16 protein-coding genes, 2 tRNA genes and 1 rRNA gene are annotated in these 17862 nt (G+C 70.8%); 4 read left to right on the top strand and 15 right to left on the bottom strand.

What is annotated here, in order from left to right; genetic code table 11:
- Together DPM19_RS34340 and DPM19_RS34335 are read right to left on the bottom strand one after the other, a co-directional pair.
- A 16S ribosomal RNA gene (locus tag DPM19_RS34340) occupies positions 1-108 on the bottom strand; the annotation flags it as partial.
- A gap of 622 nt (positions 109-730) precedes the next feature.
- A complete protein-coding gene (locus DPM19_RS34335; RefSeq protein WP_111872284.1) occupies positions 731-1105 on the bottom strand; it encodes an Mth938-like domain-containing protein in 375 nt (124 codons plus the stop codon).
- 132 nt (positions 1106-1237) lie between these two features.
- Here DPM19_RS34335 and DPM19_RS34330 point away from each other — a divergent pair, with 132 nt between their 5' ends.
- Positions 1238-1999, top strand: coding sequence for an MBL fold metallo-hydrolase (locus DPM19_RS34330; RefSeq protein WP_199485438.1), 762 nt, complete (start codon positions 1238-1240; stop codon positions 1997-1999).
- A 232-nt stretch (positions 2000-2231) separates the two neighbouring features.
- Here DPM19_RS34330 and DPM19_RS34325 read toward each other — a convergent pair.
- Positions 2232-2304, bottom strand: a tRNA-Ala gene (locus DPM19_RS34325).
- Between the two features lie 261 nt (positions 2305-2565).
- Here DPM19_RS34325 and DPM19_RS34320 point away from each other — a divergent pair.
- Positions 2566-2994 carry a DUF1003 domain-containing protein gene (locus DPM19_RS34320; RefSeq protein WP_146779100.1) on the top strand — a complete coding sequence of 143 codons (429 nt, stop codon included), beginning with the start codon at positions 2566-2568 and terminating at the stop codon, positions 2992-2994.
- A 432-nt stretch (positions 2995-3426) separates the two neighbouring features.
- Here DPM19_RS34320 and DPM19_RS34315 read toward each other — a convergent pair.
- The 4 genes from DPM19_RS34315 to DPM19_RS34300 all read right to left on the bottom strand — a co-directional run bounded on the left by DPM19_RS34315 (position 3427) and on the right by DPM19_RS34300 (position 5531).
- Positions 3427-3499, bottom strand: a tRNA-Ala gene (locus tag DPM19_RS34315).
- 82 nt (positions 3500-3581) lie between these two features.
- Entirely contained in the window at positions 3582-4247 is a 666-nt protein-coding gene (locus tag DPM19_RS34310) for a histidine phosphatase family protein (RefSeq protein ID WP_111872281.1), read from the bottom strand.
- Between the two features lie 34 nt (positions 4248-4281).
- The gene (rsfS, locus tag DPM19_RS34305; protein WP_111872280.1) at positions 4282-4692 is read right to left on the bottom strand and encodes a ribosome silencing factor; all 411 of its coding nucleotides are present in this window, start codon (positions 4690-4692) and stop codon (positions 4282-4284) included.
- A 197-nt stretch (positions 4693-4889) separates the two neighbouring features.
- Complete coding sequence (locus DPM19_RS34300; protein WP_158566991.1) at positions 4890-5531, bottom strand: TetR/AcrR family transcriptional regulator; 642 nt, start codon at positions 5529-5531, stop codon at positions 4890-4892.
- A 147-nt stretch (positions 5532-5678) separates the two neighbouring features.
- On the opposite strand from DPM19_RS34300, the gene DPM19_RS34295 reads away from it, so the two are divergent.
- Positions 5679-6416: an SDR family NAD(P)-dependent oxidoreductase gene (locus tag DPM19_RS34295; protein WP_111872278.1), complete on the top strand. Its 738-nt coding sequence runs from the start codon at positions 5679-5681 to the stop codon at positions 6414-6416.
- Between the two features lie 118 nt (positions 6417-6534).
- Here the strand turns inward: DPM19_RS34295 and nadD are convergent, their stop codons facing one another.
- Positions 6535-7134, bottom strand: a complete 600-nt coding sequence (gene nadD / locus DPM19_RS34290; RefSeq protein WP_111872277.1) for a nicotinate-nucleotide adenylyltransferase — start codon at positions 7132-7134, stop codon at positions 6535-6537.
- A gap of 94 nt (positions 7135-7228) precedes the next feature.
- Here nadD and DPM19_RS34285 point away from each other — a divergent pair, with 94 nt between their 5' ends.
- Positions 7229-8260, top strand: coding sequence for a M48 family metallopeptidase (locus tag DPM19_RS34285; RefSeq protein WP_111872276.1), 1032 nt, complete (start codon positions 7229-7231; stop codon positions 8258-8260).
- A gap of 145 nt (positions 8261-8405) precedes the next feature.
- Here the strand turns inward: DPM19_RS34285 and DPM19_RS34280 are convergent, their stop codons facing one another.
- From DPM19_RS34280 to DPM19_RS34250, 7 genes are all read right to left on the bottom strand, one after another.
- Entirely contained in the window at positions 8406-9665 is a 1260-nt protein-coding gene (locus DPM19_RS34280; protein WP_111872275.1) for a glutamate-5-semialdehyde dehydrogenase, read from the bottom strand.
- Positions 9666-9697: 32 nt separating this feature from the next.
- Positions 9698-10843 (bottom strand): glutamate 5-kinase, encoded by a 1146-nt coding sequence (gene proB / locus DPM19_RS34275; RefSeq protein ID WP_111872274.1) that lies wholly within the window; start codon positions 10841-10843, stop codon positions 9698-9700.
- Positions 10840-12228: a GTPase ObgE gene (gene obgE / locus DPM19_RS34270; protein WP_111872273.1), complete on the bottom strand. Its 1389-nt coding sequence runs from the start codon at positions 12226-12228 to the stop codon at positions 10840-10842. The genes proB and obgE overlap by 4 nt, the downstream gene beginning before the upstream one ends.
- A gap of 93 nt (positions 12229-12321) precedes the next feature.
- Positions 12322-12579, bottom strand: a complete 258-nt coding sequence (rpmA, locus tag DPM19_RS34265; protein WP_111872272.1) for a 50S ribosomal protein L27 — start codon at positions 12577-12579, stop codon at positions 12322-12324.
- Positions 12580-12590: 11 nt separating this feature from the next.
- The gene (gene rplU, locus DPM19_RS34260) at positions 12591-12905 is read right to left on the bottom strand and encodes a 50S ribosomal protein L21 (RefSeq protein ID WP_111872271.1); all 315 of its coding nucleotides are present in this window, start codon (positions 12903-12905) and stop codon (positions 12591-12593) included.
- 229 nt (positions 12906-13134) lie between these two features.
- A complete protein-coding gene (locus tag DPM19_RS34255; protein ID WP_111872270.1) occupies positions 13135-16761 on the bottom strand; it encodes an Rne/Rng family ribonuclease in 3627 nt (1208 codons plus the stop codon).
- 200 nt (positions 16762-16961) lie between these two features.
- Positions 16962-17825 carry a TIGR03936 family radical SAM-associated protein gene (locus tag DPM19_RS34250; RefSeq protein ID WP_199485437.1) on the bottom strand — a complete coding sequence of 288 codons (864 nt, stop codon included), beginning with the start codon at positions 17823-17825 and terminating at the stop codon, positions 16962-16964.
- Between the last annotated feature and the right edge of the window lie 37 nt (positions 17826-17862).

The raw sequence follows: 17862 nt of genomic DNA, 5'->3' as shown, positions 1-17862 counted from the left end.
ACTCACCCGTTCGCCGCTCGAGTACCCCGAAGGGCCTTTCCGCTCGACTTGCATGTGTTAAGCACGCCGCCAGCGTTCGTCCTGAGCCAGGATCAAACTCTCCATCAAGGCCACACGACACACCCACAAAGCAGGCGCGCCAAACCTCGGAAAATCCAAACCCAGCAAACACAACCCCCACAAAAAGGAGAGCTGCGCATTGCCTCAAAGAAATCCCCACCCCAAACCCACAAACCAAAGTCCGTGAATCCAGAGCAACGGGGTGACCCCCCACAACATGGGAGGCCGAAAGGCACTGGCTTTTAACACGCTGTTGAGTTCTCAAGCAACAGACACACCCAGCCGGTAGCCACTTCCGCGGCATCCCCTCCGGGGCAACCCTGCTAACTTACCAGGATCTTAGCCTCTGTCAACCGGCTTGTTCAAACCGATGCGACCTCGAGACCCAACCCGGCCCATCGAGTGACACCTGCATCAGGACAGAGCCAGATCAGGAGGTTCATTCGCTGGAGTCCCACGGGCCGGCCACCTTGCGGCGTCCTGCATCCCGTCCGGGCTGACCACTTCAGCTTACACCGCTCTGGGCCTAGCCCAAACCGATTTTCGGCGAAGTAGCGTCCCCGGGGCCGTCCGCCTTGCGGCGTCCTGCATCCCCTCGGGGCATGGGAAACATTAGGCAGTCCTCTTGAGTCCGTCAAATCGGGCTCGTCCCACCGGATAAACCACCAGGTCAACAGGTTGAATGGAACAGACCGCCCACTGGCCGGCTCTCTGCGAGCCGGTTGTACAGCTCGACCGCTGCCGAGGTCTCCGCGGAATGCACTTCCACTCCCGCCGATTCGAGCAGGCTCAGCGTCTCCGGCATGGTGTGCAGGCGCAGTTCCATTCCCCGGCTGAGCACCACGACAGCACAGCCGTGATCGAGTAGTTCCCGGACGTCTTCAGGCTGGATTCCTGGGAGATGCCGGGTGCCGTACTCGCCCCAGTCCCATTCCCGCCCGCCGCCGGGGAACAGCTTGAAGTCCTTGCCGGTGCCGATCCCCACCACCTCCATGCGACCCCAGGACAGGTGGGTGATGCGCGGCGACCGCGGATGCTCGGTCATCGAGGTCCCTTCAGTTGCATGCCCGATTCCGTCCCAGCGTGTCGCTCTGGAATCCTCGCTGCAATGCATGACATCACCTCTCATACGTTGCGCGGCGTCGAGGTGCTCTCGCTGTGCGATGCGGTGGGGCCGATGGCAGGTTCGTTGGGGGCGCCGGTGACGGAGAAGTTCCCGAACGCCGCCCCCGAACTGTGGCCTGACCTGCGGATCGCGGAGCCCACCCTCTTCACCTCTGGCGACCACTGGATCCTGCACTTCCACTGCTTCCTACTCCGCGATGCGACCGGTCGGAACGTCCTTGTCGACACCGGTATCGGCACGGCCAGTTCCCCTGCGGCGGACTGGGCCCCCGTCCCCGGCCGTCTACTCGACGCTCTGGCGGATGAGGCCGGCCTGGCACCGTCCGACATAGATGTCGTCGTCCTCACCCATCTGCACAGCGACCATGCTGGCGGCTGTGTGACGGACGGTGAGCCGGTCTTCCCCAACGCCCGCCACATCGTCCAGCAGGCGGAGGTGGATTGGCTGGCCAGGACGGCTTCCAGCCCCATCTTGGGCAGTGTGGTGGACCCGTTGCGCCGGGCGGGAGCTCTCGACACCCTTCACGGCCCGCTCCGCCTCGCCGAGTTCGTCGACCTGGTGCCAACCCCCGGCCACACTCCCGGCCACCAGTCGATCGTCGTGGACGACCACCGCCTGGTGATCGCGGGCGACGTGGTCCTCCACCCCGTCCAACTCATCGACCCGTCCATCCACTACCTACATGACGAGAACCCGCAGACAGCAGCCACGACCCGCACCACCCTGCTCAACGAAATCCGCACCCGCAACGGCCTCCTGGCCGCCCCCCACCTCCCCCACCCCTTCATCGAGCTCCACCCCCACCACCCCTGACAGGGAACGGCCCCAACCACCAAAGCCACGTCAGAGCAGAAAGCAGAAAGGAAGCAGGAAGACAGCAACCACCAGGGCCCCGGGGGCGAAGCCCCCGCCGGGGGCCCGCAGGTCCCCCCGACGGGGGCCCGGGGGTCGCCCCCCGACGGGGGCCCGGGGGTCGCCCCCCGGAAAAATGACGAGAGCCAGCGGGGAAGCGGCAAAGCCGCGACCACACTGGCCCAGGGTCGAGTGGAGCTATGGGGATTCGAACCCCAGACCTCCTCCATGCCATGGAGGCGCGCTACCAACTGCGCTATAGCCCCGCGCGGTGTGTGGATCAACGATCCGGCAACCGGCTAGGAAGAGCGTAGTGCACTCTGGGAGTGGTCGCGTACTCGCGGGCCGGACACGGGCGTGGCGGCCTGCCCTCCCGGAAGGTTCCGACCGTGGGGGGGCACCGGGCCTGAGTTGGCCGTTCGGGCGTGTCGGAGATCAAATCATGCCTCGGGTAGGGCAATGTCTTGTCTTCGATATCTGTCCTCAGCGGTCCGCGTGCGGAGCGGGGGTGCGTGAAAATGTGGCCGATGCGGCGGACGACCATCATGCTGCTGGTCGTGGTCCCTTGCCTGTTCGGTCTGTCGGTGTGGACCGGGGTGGGCCCGGCTGACGACTGGGTCCGCAAGTGCCAGAACCGCCAGGCCTTGCTGGACAGACTCGAGGTGATGGAGGCGGAGGTCGATCGCTTGCGGGTGGCGGGCCGCAGCGAACAGGAGATCGCCCGTCTCATGGTCCCCCGCCGCAACGAGGCAGCGGTCGTCGAACAGTCCGGAATGACCAACAGCGAACTAGCAAAACTCCGCGAACGCAACCGCCTACGCTACGGCGACCCAGCAGGCCCTACCTTGCAATGGATGTGGCACCACCACGGCGGCAACTGGCACAACATGGTCGAAGCCACCCTGGACACCAACGAGGCCTACGACTTCATCTGCTCAGCCTGGTTCGACGACTAAGGCGTGTTTCGAAGCGGCCGAGTGCCAATGACCCTGACTCGCTCACGCAGGACCCACCCGCCCACCACCTGACACAAGCACCTACGCCGATGATCGTTGAGGATGGCTGGGGCCCCAACCCCACCCATCCTCAACGATCACACAAGCAAGAAACCGGAGACGGGCGCCGGTGGTACCGCCAGGGACCGCCGACCACACTTTGAGACAGGCCTTAACCCCACCACAACCCACCCCACCACAACCCACCCCACCGCAACTAACCCATCACAAAGCAACACGACACCCCCAACAACCGCCAGAGGCGAAAAGACAGCAACCACCAGGGGGCGCGGGGGCGAAGCCCCCGACGGGGGCCCGGGGGTCGCCCCCCGGAAAATGACGAGAGCCAGCGGGGAAGCGGCAAAGCCGCGACCACACTGGCCCAGGGTCGAGTGGAGCTATGGGGATTCGAACCCCAGACCTCCTCCATGCCATGGAGGCGCGCTACCAACTGCGCTATAGCCCCGCGCGACTGCGTGGACGTTCATCCAGCAGCGCTTGGCCAGTGTATAGGACGGGGGGTGCAGGCTTCGAATCGTTTGCGGGGGTCAGCCGGTGACGGCGGGCCGGTCGTCGCTGAGCACGGGTTCGGGGAGGGTTCCGGCGTTGTGTTCCACGAGCCGCCAGCCTCCGTCGCGCATTTCGGCGATGACGGACCAGCAGCAGTTGGACAGGCCACCGAGCCGTTCCCAGGTTTCTTCGGGGAGGCCGAGGAGGTGGGCCATGCCGAGGCGGAGGGCGGCGCCGTGGGAGGCGGCGACGAGGACTCCGTCGACGGGCAGCCGGTCGAGGGCGCGTTCGAGGGCGGCGCCGACGCGTTTGGCGACCTGGGTGCTGGTCTCGCCGCCGGGGGGCTGCCAGATGGCGTGCTCGGCGGGGTAGCGTTCGCGGATCTCGGTTCCGGTGAGCCCTTCCCATTTGCCGCCGTCGCGTTCGATCAGGTCGGGGTCGTGGGTCACGGTGAGCCCGGTGACGTCGGCGAGGGATTGGGCGGTGTGGGCGGCGCGCTGGAGGGTGGAGGAGACGATGGCGGTGGGGCGCAGCCCGGCGAGTAGCCTGGCGGCTCGTTGTGCTTGCGCGATGCCGGTCTCGTCGAGGGGTACGTCGGTCTTGCCTTGGAAGCGGTGTTCGACGTTCCAGGTGGTTTGGCCGTGTCGCCACAGTACGAGCCGGCGTTTGCCGGGGGGCCGGCGGCCGGCCGGAAGGTCACTCACCCTGTGTTCTCCTCGTTCGTTTCGGGCTCATGGCTCATTCGGCGGCGCCGAGGGCTCGCCCGCGCTGGGCGGCGTGGGCGTTGACGCTTTCGGGGAGCGGGATTTCCGGGCAGTCCTTCCATAGCCGTTCCAGGGCGTAGAAGGTGCGGTCTTCCTCGTGCTGGACGTGCACGATGATGTCGACGTAGTCGAGGAGCACCCAGCGGCCCTCTCGTTCGCCTTCCCTGCGTACGGGTTTGGCGTCGGCGTCTTCGCGGAGCCGCTTCTCGACCTCGTCGACGATGGCCCGGACCTGGCGGTCGTTGGGCGCCGAGCAGAGGACGAAGGCGTCGGTGATGACGAGCTGGTCGCTCACGTCGTAGGCGATGATGTTGTCGGCAAGCTTGTCACTCGCCGCCTCGGCGGCGAGTCGGACCAGCTGTACGGCCTTGTCGGATACGGTCACGGTCTGGTCGTGATCCTCCTGGTCGGGGACTTTCCCTCTCCTACCTTCTCACGTCTCCCGGTGCGGCCTTCGCTCGTCCGGGTAACGCGGGTACCGGCGGCGTGACCCGGGCTGATACTGATCTGTGCCGGTTCCGCCGGCGGTTTCGGCCTTCGGTGCCGTTCGTCACCCGCCGAGGTTGTCGGCGTTCGCCTGGATCAGTGGCCGGGGTCCGGGGCGGCGAGGGGTAGGTGGCGCGGCGGCGGGTGCGGAAGCGTCCGCCCTGTGGTGGCGGTGATGCCGTCGAGGGCCAGCTCAAGGTACCGGCGCCAGGCTTGTGGTTCGGCGATGAGCAGCGGTGCCGCCGTGGGCTGGATGCCGGCCAGCAGCAGGACGATGTCGGTGCCGGTGATGTCCGGGCGGACGGTGCCTTGCCGGCGGGCGCGGGCGGTGAGTTCTTCCGCGACGTCGCACAGGCGATCGATCGCGTCACGCACCTGCGGGTTCTGCAGGGACGGGCGCCCGATGACCTCGCAGAACGCCCTGTCCCGGACGAAGATCTCCATGCTGGCGACCATGAACTCCCGCAGTGCCGGGCCGGGGTCGTCGGCTGTGAGCAGTGTGGTGCCGGTGTCCACGAGCTCGTCGAACATGGCGAGCATGATCGCCGCCAGCAGTTCCTCCTTGGAGCGGAAGTGGCGGAAGACCGTGCCCTTTCCCACCCCGGCACGTCGCGCGATCTCGCCGATGGACACCTCGACTCCGCGCTCGGCGAACGTCTTGGCCGCGGCGTCCAGCAGCAGCCGGCGGTTGCGCACCGCGTCACTGCGCGACGGGGTGGTGGGCGTCGTTCCGGTCATGCATCTCCCTTCCGCCATCAGCCTAACCCTCAAGGTGACCAAGCGGTCCGTTTTGCCGGTACGCTAACCTGACCAACCGGTCCGCTTAGGACGTCATCCCAGGTCAAGCCGGTTGTGGAACCTGTGAATCACTGCGAAAGGAAGCACATGAGCAACGCGTTGGCTGGAAAGGTCGTCTTCGTCACCGGGGCGTCGTCGGGCATCGGCGAAGCCACCGCACTGGCCCTTTCGGCAGAGGGGGCCCAGGTCGCGGTCGGGGCCCGGCGCGCCGGGCGGTTGGAGTCCCTGGCGGACAGGGCGCCCGGCGAGGTGCTGACCCTCGAACTGGATGTGACCGACCAGGAGTCGGTGCGGGCCGCGGTCGCGGAGACCGTCGAGCGCTTCGGCGCCCTGGACGTCCTGGTGAACAACGCCGGGGTGATGCTCAGCGGCCCGATCGTGGGCGCGGACACCACGGAATGGACGCGGATGGTCGAGACCAACCTGCTCGGGTCGATGTACACGGTCCACGCGGCGTTGCCGCACCTGCTGGAGCGCAAGGGCACCGTCCTGCAGATCTCTTCCACCTCGGGCCGGATCGCGTCGGCCAACAGCGGCGTCTACGCCGCGACGAAGTTCGGCATCACCGCCTTCTCCGAGGCGCTGCGACAGGAGGTCACCGCCCAGGGCGTGCGTGTCGTGGTCGTCGAGCCCGGCTTCGTCGCCACCGAACTGGCCGGCCACATCACGGACCCCGCGATGCGAACCGCCGCGCAGCAGATGGCCGCCACCATGCGTACCCTGCAGCCCGAGGACATCGCCGCCGCCGTCGTGTACGCGGTCACCCAGCCGGAGCACGTCGCGGTCAACGAGCTCCTCATCCGCCCGACCGACCAGACCCGGTAGATCCGCGGGCGCGGCCTCCGCCGTGTGGACGCGCCGGCGGCCCGGCCGGATGCCGGCGATCGACGTGACCCTCGCCGACGCGTCCTCGGAATCGGCGGCGAGCGACCAGGTACGCCGGTCAGGCGGGCGCGCCGCGGTAGAGGCCGCGCTTGTTGATGTACTGGACGATCCCGTCGGGGACGAGGTACCAGATGGGTTCGCCGGCGCGGATGCGGTCACGGCATTCGGTGGAGGAGATGCTGAGGGCGGGGACCTCGACCAGGCTGACCCGGCCGTCGGGGAGGCCCGGATCAGCCAGCCTGTGGCCGGGACGGGTGCAACCGACGAAGTGCGCATATCCGAACATGTCTTCGGCGTTGCGCCAGGTCAGCATCTTGGCCAGGGCATCGGAACCGGTGATGAAGAAGAGTTCGGTGTCGGGACCGTGCAGCGCGCGCATCTCGCGCAGGGTGTCGATGGTGTAGGTGGGGCCGGGCCGGTCGATGTCGATACGGCTCACGGAGAAGCGCGGGTTGGACGCGGTAGCGATCACCGTCATGAGGTAGCGGTCCTCGGCCGCGGTCACCTCGCGCTCGCCCTTGTGCCAGGCCTGGCCGGTCGGGACGAACACGACCTCGTCCAGGGAGAACAGGTGCGCCACCTCGCTGGCGGCGACCAGGTGGCCGTGGTGGATGGGGTCGAAGGTGCCGCCCATGATCCCGAGACGCCTGCCGGTCATGGACGCGACCCTAGCCAGCGGCCGGCAGGCGGTTCACGACCGGCCCCGGGTGATTGCCGGGAACCCCGCGGTTGAGCGGTTCGTCACACCTAACATGCCTGACGTCACGAGCAAGACGCCCGATCGGGCGCGCACCCGTTTCCCTGGGATCAGCTCCCGGGCATACGAGCATCCGGCCGATCGTTCCGCGCTGGTGGCGCTGCGGTCCCTGACGGGGTTCGACACCGTCCTGCGCCGCATGTCGGGCCTGTTCAGCGAGCGGGCCATCAGGCTGACCTACCTGGCGGGCAGCGTGCGCGCGGGCGAGAACCAGTTCCGGCACCTGCACGACCTGGTCCGGGACGCGTCCTACATCCTCGACCTGCCCGAGGTGCCCGAGCTGTACGTGGTGCAGAACCCGCAGCCGCAGGCGATGGCGATCGGCAACGACCGCCCGTTCCTGGTGGTCACCACCGGGCTGCTCGACCTGCACGACGACGAGGAATTGCGGTTCATCGTCGCCCACGAGGTGGGCCACATCCTGTCCGGGCACGCCGTCTACCGGACCATGATGATGATCCTGACGCAGTTGGGCGCCCGGCTGGCCTGGGTGCCGCTGGGGAACATCGGGATCGCCGCGATCCTGATGGGCCTGCAGGAATGGTCGCGCAAGTCGGAGCTGTCGGCCGACCGTGCCGGGCTGCTGGCGGGGCAGGACCCCGAGGCCGCCAAGCGGGCGCTGATGAAGATGGCCGGCGGCACCCGACTGCGGGAGATGAACACCGAGGCGTTCCTGGCGCAGGCCCGCGAGTACGACGCCGCCCAGGACGTCCGCGAGGGGATGCTGAAGTTCCTCAACCTGCTCCGGCAGTCGCACCCGTTCTCGGTGGTGCGGTTCGCCGAGATCGACCGGTGGGCCAAGGGCGGGGAGTACGCGCGGATCCTGGGCGGCGACTACCCGCGCCGGGCCGACGACGCCCACGCCAAGGTCACCGACGAGGTCAAGAACGCCGCCCGGGCGTACCGCGAGTCGTGGAGCGAGAGCGCCGACCCGTTCATCGGGAAGCTGCGCTCGGTGGCCGAGGGGGCGGCCGGCGCGGCCGAGGGCCTGTTCGACCGGCTCGGCCGGCGCGGCGGCTCCGACTGAGAGCCCGGCGAGGTGCACGACGGCGGGTGGATGTACACGCTGACCTGGCTCTGGGAACCGCTCGGCACCTGGGGCGGGGAGCACGTGCTCGGCGGCCCGCGCTGACCGGTATGGGGCCGGCTCCCGGTGGAGCCGGCCCCGAGGGTCACCTGAGGTGGCCCTCGCCGGTGACGACGTACTTGGTGGAGGTCAGCTCGGGGAGCCCCATCGGGCCCCGGGCGTGCAACTTCTGGGTGGAGATGCCGATCTCGGCGCCGAAGCCGAACTCCTCGCCGTCGGTGAACCGGGTGGAGGCGTTCACCATGACCGCGGCGGAGTCGACCAGCGCGACGAAGCGGCGGGCCGCCTGCTGGGAGGTGGTGACGATGGCCTCGGTGTGCCGGGAGCCGTACCGCCGGATGTGCTCCACCGCCTCGTCCAGCGAGTCGACCACGCGGGCGGCGATGTCCAGGGACAGGTACTCGGCCAGGTAGTCGTCCTCGGTGGCCGCCACCACGTCGGCGCCGTACGCCCGGACCCGCTCGTCGCCGTGGACGGTGACGCCCTTGGCCCGCAGCACGTCCAGCGCCCGGGGCAGGAAGTCGGCCGCGATGCCGGCGTGCACCAGCACGGTCTCGGCGGCGTTGCAGACCGAGGGGCGCTGGGTCTTGGCGTTGACCAGGATCGCCACCGCGGTGTCGAGGTCGGCGGCGGCGTCGACGTACACGGCGCAGTTGCCCACCCCGGTCTCGATCACCGGCACGGTCGACTCCTCGACCACCGAGTTGATCAGCGAGGCCCCGCCGCGCGGGATGAGCACGTCGACCAGCCCGCGGGCCCGCATCAGGTGCTTGACCGATTCGCGGGAGGTGCCGGGGACGAGTTGGACGGCGTCCGCCGGGACCTCCGTGCGGGCCAGCGCCTCCTGCATGACGCCCACCAGCGCGGTGTTGGAGTCGTAGGCGGAGGAGGAGCCGCGGAGCAGTGTCGCGTTGCCGCTCTTGAGGCAGAGCGCCGCGGCGTCGACCGTGACGTTGGGACGGCCCTCGTAGATGATCCCGATGACCCCGAGCGGCACCCGGAGCTGGCGCAGCTCCAACCCGTTGGGCAGCGTCCCGCCCCGGACGACCTCGCCCACCGGATCGGGCAGCTGCGCGATCTGCCGGACGGCCGCCGCGATCGCCGCGATCCGCACCTCGTCCAGGCTCAGCCGGTCGATCATGTACTCGGAGGTGCCGTTCTCCCGGGCCCGGGCCACGTCGATCTCGTTCGCCTTGACGATCTCGGGCGAGCGGGCGATCAGCGCGTCGGCGATGGCGTGCAGGGCCGCGTCCTTGGCTGACCGCGGCAGCGGGGCCAGCAGCGCCGCCGCCTCACGGGCCGGTCCGGCCACCCGCAGGAAGTCCTCGCGTTCCTTGTCACTCATCGCCTTCTCCTTTCACGGCGCCGGCACGCGCGTCACGACGACCGGCGGACGAGGGTGTCGACCTGGTCCAGCAGCACGAGGTCGTCCCGGTGGATGATCTCGCGTTCGTACTCGGGGCCCAGTTCCCGGGCCAGCCAGCGGGTGGAGCGTCCCATCAGCTCCGGGATCTCCCCCGCGTCGTAGTTCACCAGCCCGCGGGCGACCACGCCGCCGCCGGCGGTGCACACGTCGACCGGGTCACCGGCCACGAACTCGCCCTCGACCCCGATGATCCCGGCGGGCAGCAGGGACTTGCGGCGGCGGACGACCGCGTCGACCGCCCCGGGGTCGAGCAGCAACCGGCCCTGCCCGGTGGTGGCGTGCGCCAGCCACAGGTGCCGGGTGGAGGGCCGGTGCGTCCCGGCGTGGAAGTAGGTGCCGACCGGTTCCCCGGCCAGCGCGGCCGCGGCGGACGCGGCGTTGGTCAGGACCACCGGGACGCCCGCTCCGGTGGCGATCCGGGCGGCCTCGACCTTGGTGACCATGCCGCCGGTGCCGACCCGGCCGGAGCCGCCCAGCCGGATCCCCGCCAGGTCTGCGGGCTCGCGCACCTCGGTGATCCGGGCGGCGCCGGGCAGCCGGGGGTCGCCGGTGTAGAGGGCGTCGACGTCCGACAGCAGCACCAGCGCGTCGGCGCGCACCAGATGCGCGACCAGGGCGGCCAGCCGGTCGTTGTCGCCGAACCGGATCTCGTCCGTGGCGACGGTGTCGTTCTCGTTGACGATCGGCAGGATGCCCAGCGCCAGCAACTGGTTCAGCGCACGCTGGGCGTTGCGGTGGTGCGCCCGGCGCATCATGTCGTCGGCGGTCAGCAGCACCTGGCCGACGCGCAGCCCGTACCGGGCGAACGAGGAGGTGTAACGCGCGATCAGCAGCCCCTGCCCCACCCCGGCCGCCGCCTGCTGGGTGGCCAGGTCGCGCGGGCGGGCGGTCAGCCCCAGCGGGCCAAGCCCCGCGGCGATCGCGCCCGAGGAGACGAAGACGATCTCGTGTCCGGCGGTCCGGCGGGCGGCCAGGACGTCCACGAGCGCGTCGATGCGGTCGGCGTCGATGGTGCCCGTCGGGGTCGTCAGCGACGACGAACCGGCCTTGACCACGATCCGGTGCGCCTTCGCGACGGCCGTGCGCTCCCCGGTCATCGATCGCCCAGCCGGCGGTCCGTGCCCCGGGGGCCGAGGCCGTGCTCGACCCCGGCGAGGATCTCGGGCTCCCAGTCGAAGACGACGGACTCGTCCGGTGTGCCGATCATGACGGTGGCGCCGGCGGTGGCCCCCACCTCGGCCAGCCGTTCCTCGATGCCCAGCCGGGCGAGCCGGTCGGCGAGGTAGCCGACCGCCTCCTCGTTGGTGAAGTCGGTCTGCCGCAGCCAGCGGACCGGCTTGTCGCCGGTGATGAGGTAGGTGTTGTCGCCCACCCGCCTGACTTCGAACTCGGCGCCGCCCACCGGCTGCGGGCGGAGCACCACCCGGGTCGGCTCCTCGGGGGGCAGCGTGGCACGGTACTCGGCGACCATCTCGGCCATGGCGAACGCCAACTCGCGCAGCCCCTCGTGGGTCGCCGCCGACACCTCGAAGACCCGCAGCCCGCGGGCCTCGAACTCGGGCCGGACCAGTTCGGCCAGTTCCCGGCCGTCCGGGACGTCGACCTTGTTCAGCACCACGATGCGCGGGCGGTCGGACAGCGGCCGGTCGCCCAGCGCCTCGTCGTAGGCGCGCAGCTCGCCCTCGATCACCTCGAAGTCGCTGATCGGGTCGCGGCCGGGTTCGAGGGTGGCGCAGTCGAGCACATGCGCCAGGGTGGAGGAGCGCTCGATATGGCGCAGGAACTCCAGCCCCAGGCCACGCCCCTCGCTGGCTCCCTCGATCAGGCCGGGGACGTCGGCGACGGTGAAGGTGTGCTCGCCGGCGCTGATCACGCCCAGGTTCGGGATCAGCGTGGTGAACGGGTAGTCGGCGATCTTCGGCTTGGCCGCGGACATCGCGGCGATCAGCGATGACTTGCCCGCGCTGGGGTAGCCGACCAGCGCGACGTCCGCCACGGTCTTGAGCTCCAGCACCACGTCGAGCTCGTCGCCCGGCTCGCCGAGCAGTGCGAAGCCCGGGGCCCGGCGCTTGGTGGAGGCCAGCGCGGCGTTGCCCAGGCCGCCCTTGCCGCCCTCGGCGATGACGTAACGGGTGCCGTGCCCGACCAGGTCGGCCAGTACCTCGCCGCCCGGGGCCTTGATCACCGTGCCGTCAGGGACGGGCAGCACGAGGTCCGTGCCGTTCGCGCCGTTGCGGTGCGAGCCCTGGCCGGGCCGCCCGTTGCCCGCCCGGCGGTGCGGGCGCCGGTGGTAGTCGAGGAGGCTGGCCTCGCCCGTGTCCACCTCCAGGATCACGTCGCCGCCGCCTCCGCCGTTGCCGCCGTCGGGTCCACCCAGCGGTTTGAACTTCTCCCGGTGCACGGAGGCACAGCCGTGCCCCCCGTTGCCCGAGGCCACGTGGAGAACGACCCGGTCCACAAAGCTCGCGCCCTGGCCCGCCATGGCTCCCCCTTGGATGTCTGTCGTACCGGCAAACGAACGAGGGGCGGACCAGGTGGTCCGCCCCTCGTCAACGAAACTGTGCTCCGCGGCGGATTACTCCGCCGGCGGAACGATGCTCACGGCCTTGCGCCCGCGGTAACGGCCGAACTCGACCGTGCCGGCGATCAGCGCGAACAGGGTGTCGTCGCCACCGCGGCCCACGTTGAGGCCGGGGTGGAAGTGCGTGCCGCGCTGCCGGACGATGATCTCACCGGCGTTGACCAGCTGGCCGCCGTACCGCTTCACGCCGAGGCGCTTGGCGTTGGAGTCGCGGCCGTTCCGGCTGGACGAGGCGCCCTTCTTGTGTGCCATTTCGCAGCCTCCTACTTCCCGGCCTTGATCTCGGTCACCTTGACCTGGGTGTGCTGCTGGCGGTGGCCCATCCGCCGCTTGTACCCGGTCTTGTTCCGGTAGTGCATGATGTTGATCTTGGGGCCCTTGACCCCGCCGATGATCTCGGCGGTGATCACGTACTTGGCGAGTTCGGCAGGGGCGCTCACGACGTTGTCGCCGTCGACGACGAGCAGCGCCGGGAACGTCACCGTCGAGCCGGCCTCTCCGGCCAGCTTGTCGACGGTGAGGACGTCATCGACGGTCACCTTCTCCTGCCTACCGCCGCAACGGACGATCGCGTACACCGCGGAACCCTTCCCTTGTGCGCGCCTCCGGCACGATCTACCGGCCGGGGGCTGCTGCTTGAGGCTATGCCACCTGCATCTCGCGCACCGAAACCTGGTGCGGCGGTCTGCGGCGCAAGAAACGGGCGCGCAGCGCGCGCCGTCTGCCAAGAGTACCGGATCCCCCGACCGCCTGCGAACCGGCCGGGGAAGCCCGGCGGGCGGGGCACCCGGTGCCCCGCCCGCACCGCTACTCGCGGGTCTCGGCCGCCGCCCTCGTCTCGTCTGGCGACTCGGACGCCGGGTGCGCCCCGTTCACTGCGTGCCCGGTGCTCTCCGCCGGGTCGAGGGCGGGGGGCGTCCCGAAGGTGGCCGGCTCGTCAGACCCCTCGGCCACGGGCTCCCGGGGCACGGTGGGCTCGTCCACGGCCCACAGCGGCTGGGGCTCCGGGGCGACGGGCTGCGGCGCCTCGGGCTCGGGGGCCACAGTGGCGGCCGGCCCGAACTCCGTGGCCTCGGCCTGGTCGGCCAGGGCCGGCGGGTCGGCCGGTGCGGGGTCTGGAGCCTCGGCCGGGGAGCCGGCGAAGTCCTCGGCCGTGGCCGAGGCGGGAGGCTCCGGCCACGGGTCAGGCTCCAGGGCCGGAGGCTCCTCGGCCACGGCAGGGGCGGCCTCGGGCCGCGATGCCGGCTCGGCAAAGTGCCCGGCCTCGCCTTCCGCGAACTGCGGCGCGGGGTCCGCCGCCTCGGCGGGGTCCGTGACCTGTTCCATAGCCTGCGGGACGGCGTCCTCGGCAGCCGGCGACTCATCGACAGGCTCCGTGACCTCCACCGAAGGCTGCGGAACGACCTCCTCAGCAGTCACCGCAGCGGGCGACTCATCGGCAGACACCACGGCCTCAGCCGGAGACTGCGAGACGACCTCCTCAGCAGCCGCCATGGCCGGCGCCCCATCGGCAGACGCCGTGGTCTCGGCCGGGGCCTGCGGGACGGCGTCCTCGGCAGCCGCCATGGCCGGTGTCCCGGCAGCGGGCTCCGCGGAATCGGCGACCGGGGCCGGGGGCTCCGGAATCGCGGCCTCGGTCTGCTCGGGCGGGGAGACGGAGTCCTCGGCCGCCGGGGGCTCGGCGACGGCCGGTGGCCATGCGGCGGGCTCCTCCGGTCCGGCCGGAACCGGTGTCTCCGAGGTGGCCGGGGGCCCGCTCTCCTCGGCCGGAGCCGGGTCCTGCGCGGCGGGTTCCGCCGGGTCGGCCGGAGTGCTCGTGGCCGCGGCGGGCTCCGCGACCTCGGCCGGGCCGGTCGCCTGGGGCGCGGGGTCGGCGGGGTCCTCGACCCTGATCCGGCCGCGGCGGGCGCGGCGGCGCCGGACGTTGCCGGTCGCGGCCGGCTCGTCCTGCGGTTCGGTGCCGGGGCGGGGCTCGTCGAGCGTCGCCACGGCCGCCTGAGCGGCCTCGGCGGCCGGGGCGGCAGTCTCCTCAGCCGCCTTCCTGGCGGCCGTCTCATGCCGGGCGAGCTTCTCCTCGACCACCTTCTCGACGTCGCCCTTGCGCTTGCGGCGGCGGCCGCCACCGGCCGTCGCGGCCGCCTTGTCCTGCTTGGACTCCACCGGGGTGAGCTGGACGTGGATGCCCCGCCCGTTGCAGCACTCACAGACCTCGGAGAACGCCTCCAGCAGACCCTGGCCGACCCGCTTGCGGGTCATCTGCACCAAGCCCAGCGAGGTGACCTCGGCCACCTGGTGCTTGGTGCGGTCGCGGGAGAGGCATTCGAGCAGCCGGCGCAGCACCAGATCGCGGTTGCTCTCCAGCACCATGTCGATGAAGTCGACGACGATGATGCCGCCGATGTCGCGCAGCCGCAGCTGGCGCACGATCTCCTCGGCCGCCTCCAGGTTGTTGCGGGTGACGGTCTCCTCCAGGTTGCCGCCCTGCCCGGTGTACTTGCCGGTGTTGACGTCGACGACGGTCATCGCCTCGGTGCGGTCGATCACCAGCGAACCGCCGCTGGGCAGCCAGACCTTGCGCTCCAGCGCCTTGGCGATCTGCTCGTCGATGCGGTAGGCGCCCATGACGTCCTGGTCGGACTCCCAGCGCTCGGCCCGGTCGGCCAGGTGCGGCGCCACGTACTGCACGTACTCGGCGACCATGTCCCAGGCGTCGGGCCCGGAGACCACCAGCTTGCTGAAGTCCTCGTTGAAGATGTCGCGGACGACCCGGATCGTGAGGTCCGGCTCGCCGTACAGCAGCGAGGGGGCGCTCGCGGTCTTGGCCTGGCGCTGGATGTTCTCCCACTGCGCCGTCAGCCGAGACACGTCGCGGGACAGTTCCTCCTCGGTGGCGCCCTCGGCCGCGGTACGGACGATCACACCCGCGTTGTCAGGCATGATGCGCTTGAGGATCTGCTTGAGGCGGCTGCGTTCCTTGTCGGGCAGCTTGCGGCTGATGCCGGTCATCGAACCGTCCGGCACGTACACCAGGTAGCGGCCGGGCAGCGAGATCTGGCTGGTCAGCCGGGCCCCCTTGTGGCCCAGCGGATCCTTGGTGACCTGGACGAGCACCGACTGGCCCGAGCGCAGCGCCGACTCGATGCGGCGCGGCTGCCCCTCCAGGCCCGAGGCGTCCCAGTTCACCTCGCCGGCGTACAGCACCGCGTTGCGGCCCTTGCCGATGTCGACGAACGCCGCCTCCATGGAGGGCAGCACGTTCTGCACCTTGCCGAGGTAGACGTTGCCCACGTACGACTGGTGGGTGGCCCGGTCCACGTAGTGCTCGACCAGCACGCCGTCTTCGAGCACGGCGATCTGGGTGCGCTCGCCCTGCTGGCGGATGACCATGACCCGCTCGACCGACTCGCGGCGGGCCAGGAACTCGGCCTCGGTGATCACCGGCGGGCGGCGGCGGCCCTGCTCACGGCCCTCGCGGCGGCGCTGCTTCTTGGCCTCCAGCCGGGTCGAGCCGCGCACCGACTGCACCTCGTCGGCCGCGGACCTGGCCTCCGCACCGCGTGCGGTGCGGACGTGGACGACGGTGTTGGGCGGGTCGTCGGAGGCGGCTTCGTCGGCCTCGGCTCCGGAGGAGCGGCGGCGCCGCCGGCGCCGGCGGCGGGTCGTCGAACCGGCGGCCTCCTCCTCGTCCTCGGTGTCGGACTCGGTCTCGGACTCCTGGGCCTCCGGCTCGGCCTTGGCGGTGCGGGAGCCGCGGCCCTTCCGGCCGCTCTTGGGCTCTTCGGCCTGCTCCCCGCCGGGTGCCTCCCCGTCCTCCTCGTCCTCGCCATGGTCGTCGTCGGAGTCTCGGGTGTCGCGGTTCTTGCCCCGGCCCCGGCCGCCCCGGCGACGGCGCCGGCGGGACGGCCGCTCGCCACCGTCGTCCTCGGTCTCGTCGGCCTCGTCCGTCTCGTCGGTCTCGTCCTCGGCGAGGTCGACCGGTTCCACGTCCTCGCCGGAGTCCACCACCGGCATCGGCACGGGGGCCGCGGCCCGCTTGGCCTGCGGCTGGACGGTGATCTCCGGCGGCTGGAAGACCACCATGGGCGGCTGGAAGGTGGCCGTGGGGACACCGGTCGGCCCGGGCTCGGGGGTCTCCTCGGGCTCGGGTTCGACGACGGCGGGCTTACGGGACCGGCTGCGGGTCCTGCGCACCGGCTCGGCGGGGGCCTTCTCGGGCTTCTCAAGCTTCTCGGGCTTCTCAGCCTTCTCGGGCTCCGGGGTCCCCTCCGGCTCGGCGGGGAGGGTGTTCTGCCGGGGCGCCGGGGGCGCCCCCGGCTCGGGCGGCGGGCCGGCGGGCCGGGCCGCCCGACGGCGCGACCGCGTCGTGCTCCGCCCCTCGGTCACACCGATCTCATCAGTACCTTCGGCCGTGGTGTCGGCCTCGTTCTCTCGCATGCGGGCAATCTCCCGTCAGGCTCCCGGGCGCTACCGCGCCGCCCGCCCGAGGCGGGTTCGCGCGGTGCGCCGCACAGGAGCGCTCCATCAGTCGTCAGCGCCACCGCGTTCCGGTCCTGCGTCCGGCAACGGCGGCAAAAGTCAGTCGGGGGCGCGCCCGGCCACCCCTGGGGCTCGGCTCCATGTGCACGGTGCCGGACCTATGGCCGAGTGCTGACGACGTCCTCGCCCGCGGTGTCCGCCGATCGCGTGAGCGCAGGGCTCACGCCCGCCAGGGCGGCAACGCCCGGCGGTACGGCATCCCGGTCGGGATCCAGGGGATCCGCGAGTTCACCGGTGTCCGCGTCGAGGGGCCCCTGCGCCAGCCGGGTCACCAGTGGAGGCGACGGCGGCGCGAGGTCGGCGACTTGACGCAGTCCGGTGAGAACGTCATCCGGTCGAACGACAGGTGTGGTATGCCGAACAACCATTCGAAGTATTGCACAAGGGACATCCGTCGCTTCCGTGGCGCGCCGGTCCAGCCCACAGGCGAACACGGCGGCGCGCACATCGAAGCGGCGGCGTCCCTTCTTGGTGAGGCGCTCGACCTCGATCTCCGGGGCGGCCATGAAGGCGGCAACGGCCGACGCGGCGGCGTCGACGGTGACGCCGTCCAGCCGGATCCGCCATTCGGACGCCTGGAGCCGTTCGGTGATCGGTTCGGGCCGGTGCTGCTCGGCCCCGCCGCGGGCCTCGGGGACCTGGACGACATCGAGGATGTCGAGGCCCGCCGGAAGCGCCGCGTCGAGGTCGGCCCGCACCTGCGCAGGGTCGCGGGTGCCGGTCAGCCCGATTTCGAGGTACTCGGCCTCGCTGGCCACTCCTGTCGCCGCCGCACCCGCGTACGAGATCTTCGGGTGCGGAGTGAATCCGGCGCTGTACGCCACAGGGATCCCGGCGCGCCGCACTGCGCGTTCCACGGCCCGGGATATGTCGCGGTGGCTCGTGAACCGCAACCTGCCGCGCTTGGCGTAGTGCACGCGCAGTCGCTGGATCACGGGGGCCGGCGCTGGACCCTCCGGCATGGGTGCCAGGGCTCTGTCCTTCCTACTCGCGCTCGAA

It is taken from the genome of Actinomadura craniellae, from assembly GCF_003289645.1.
GTDB classification, from domain to species: Bacteria; Actinomycetota; Actinomycetes; order Streptosporangiales; family Streptosporangiaceae; genus Actinomadura_D; species Actinomadura_D craniellae.
The sequence above is the reverse complement of the archived record's forward strand: the minus strand, read 5'-3'. Positions and strand labels throughout refer to the sequence as shown.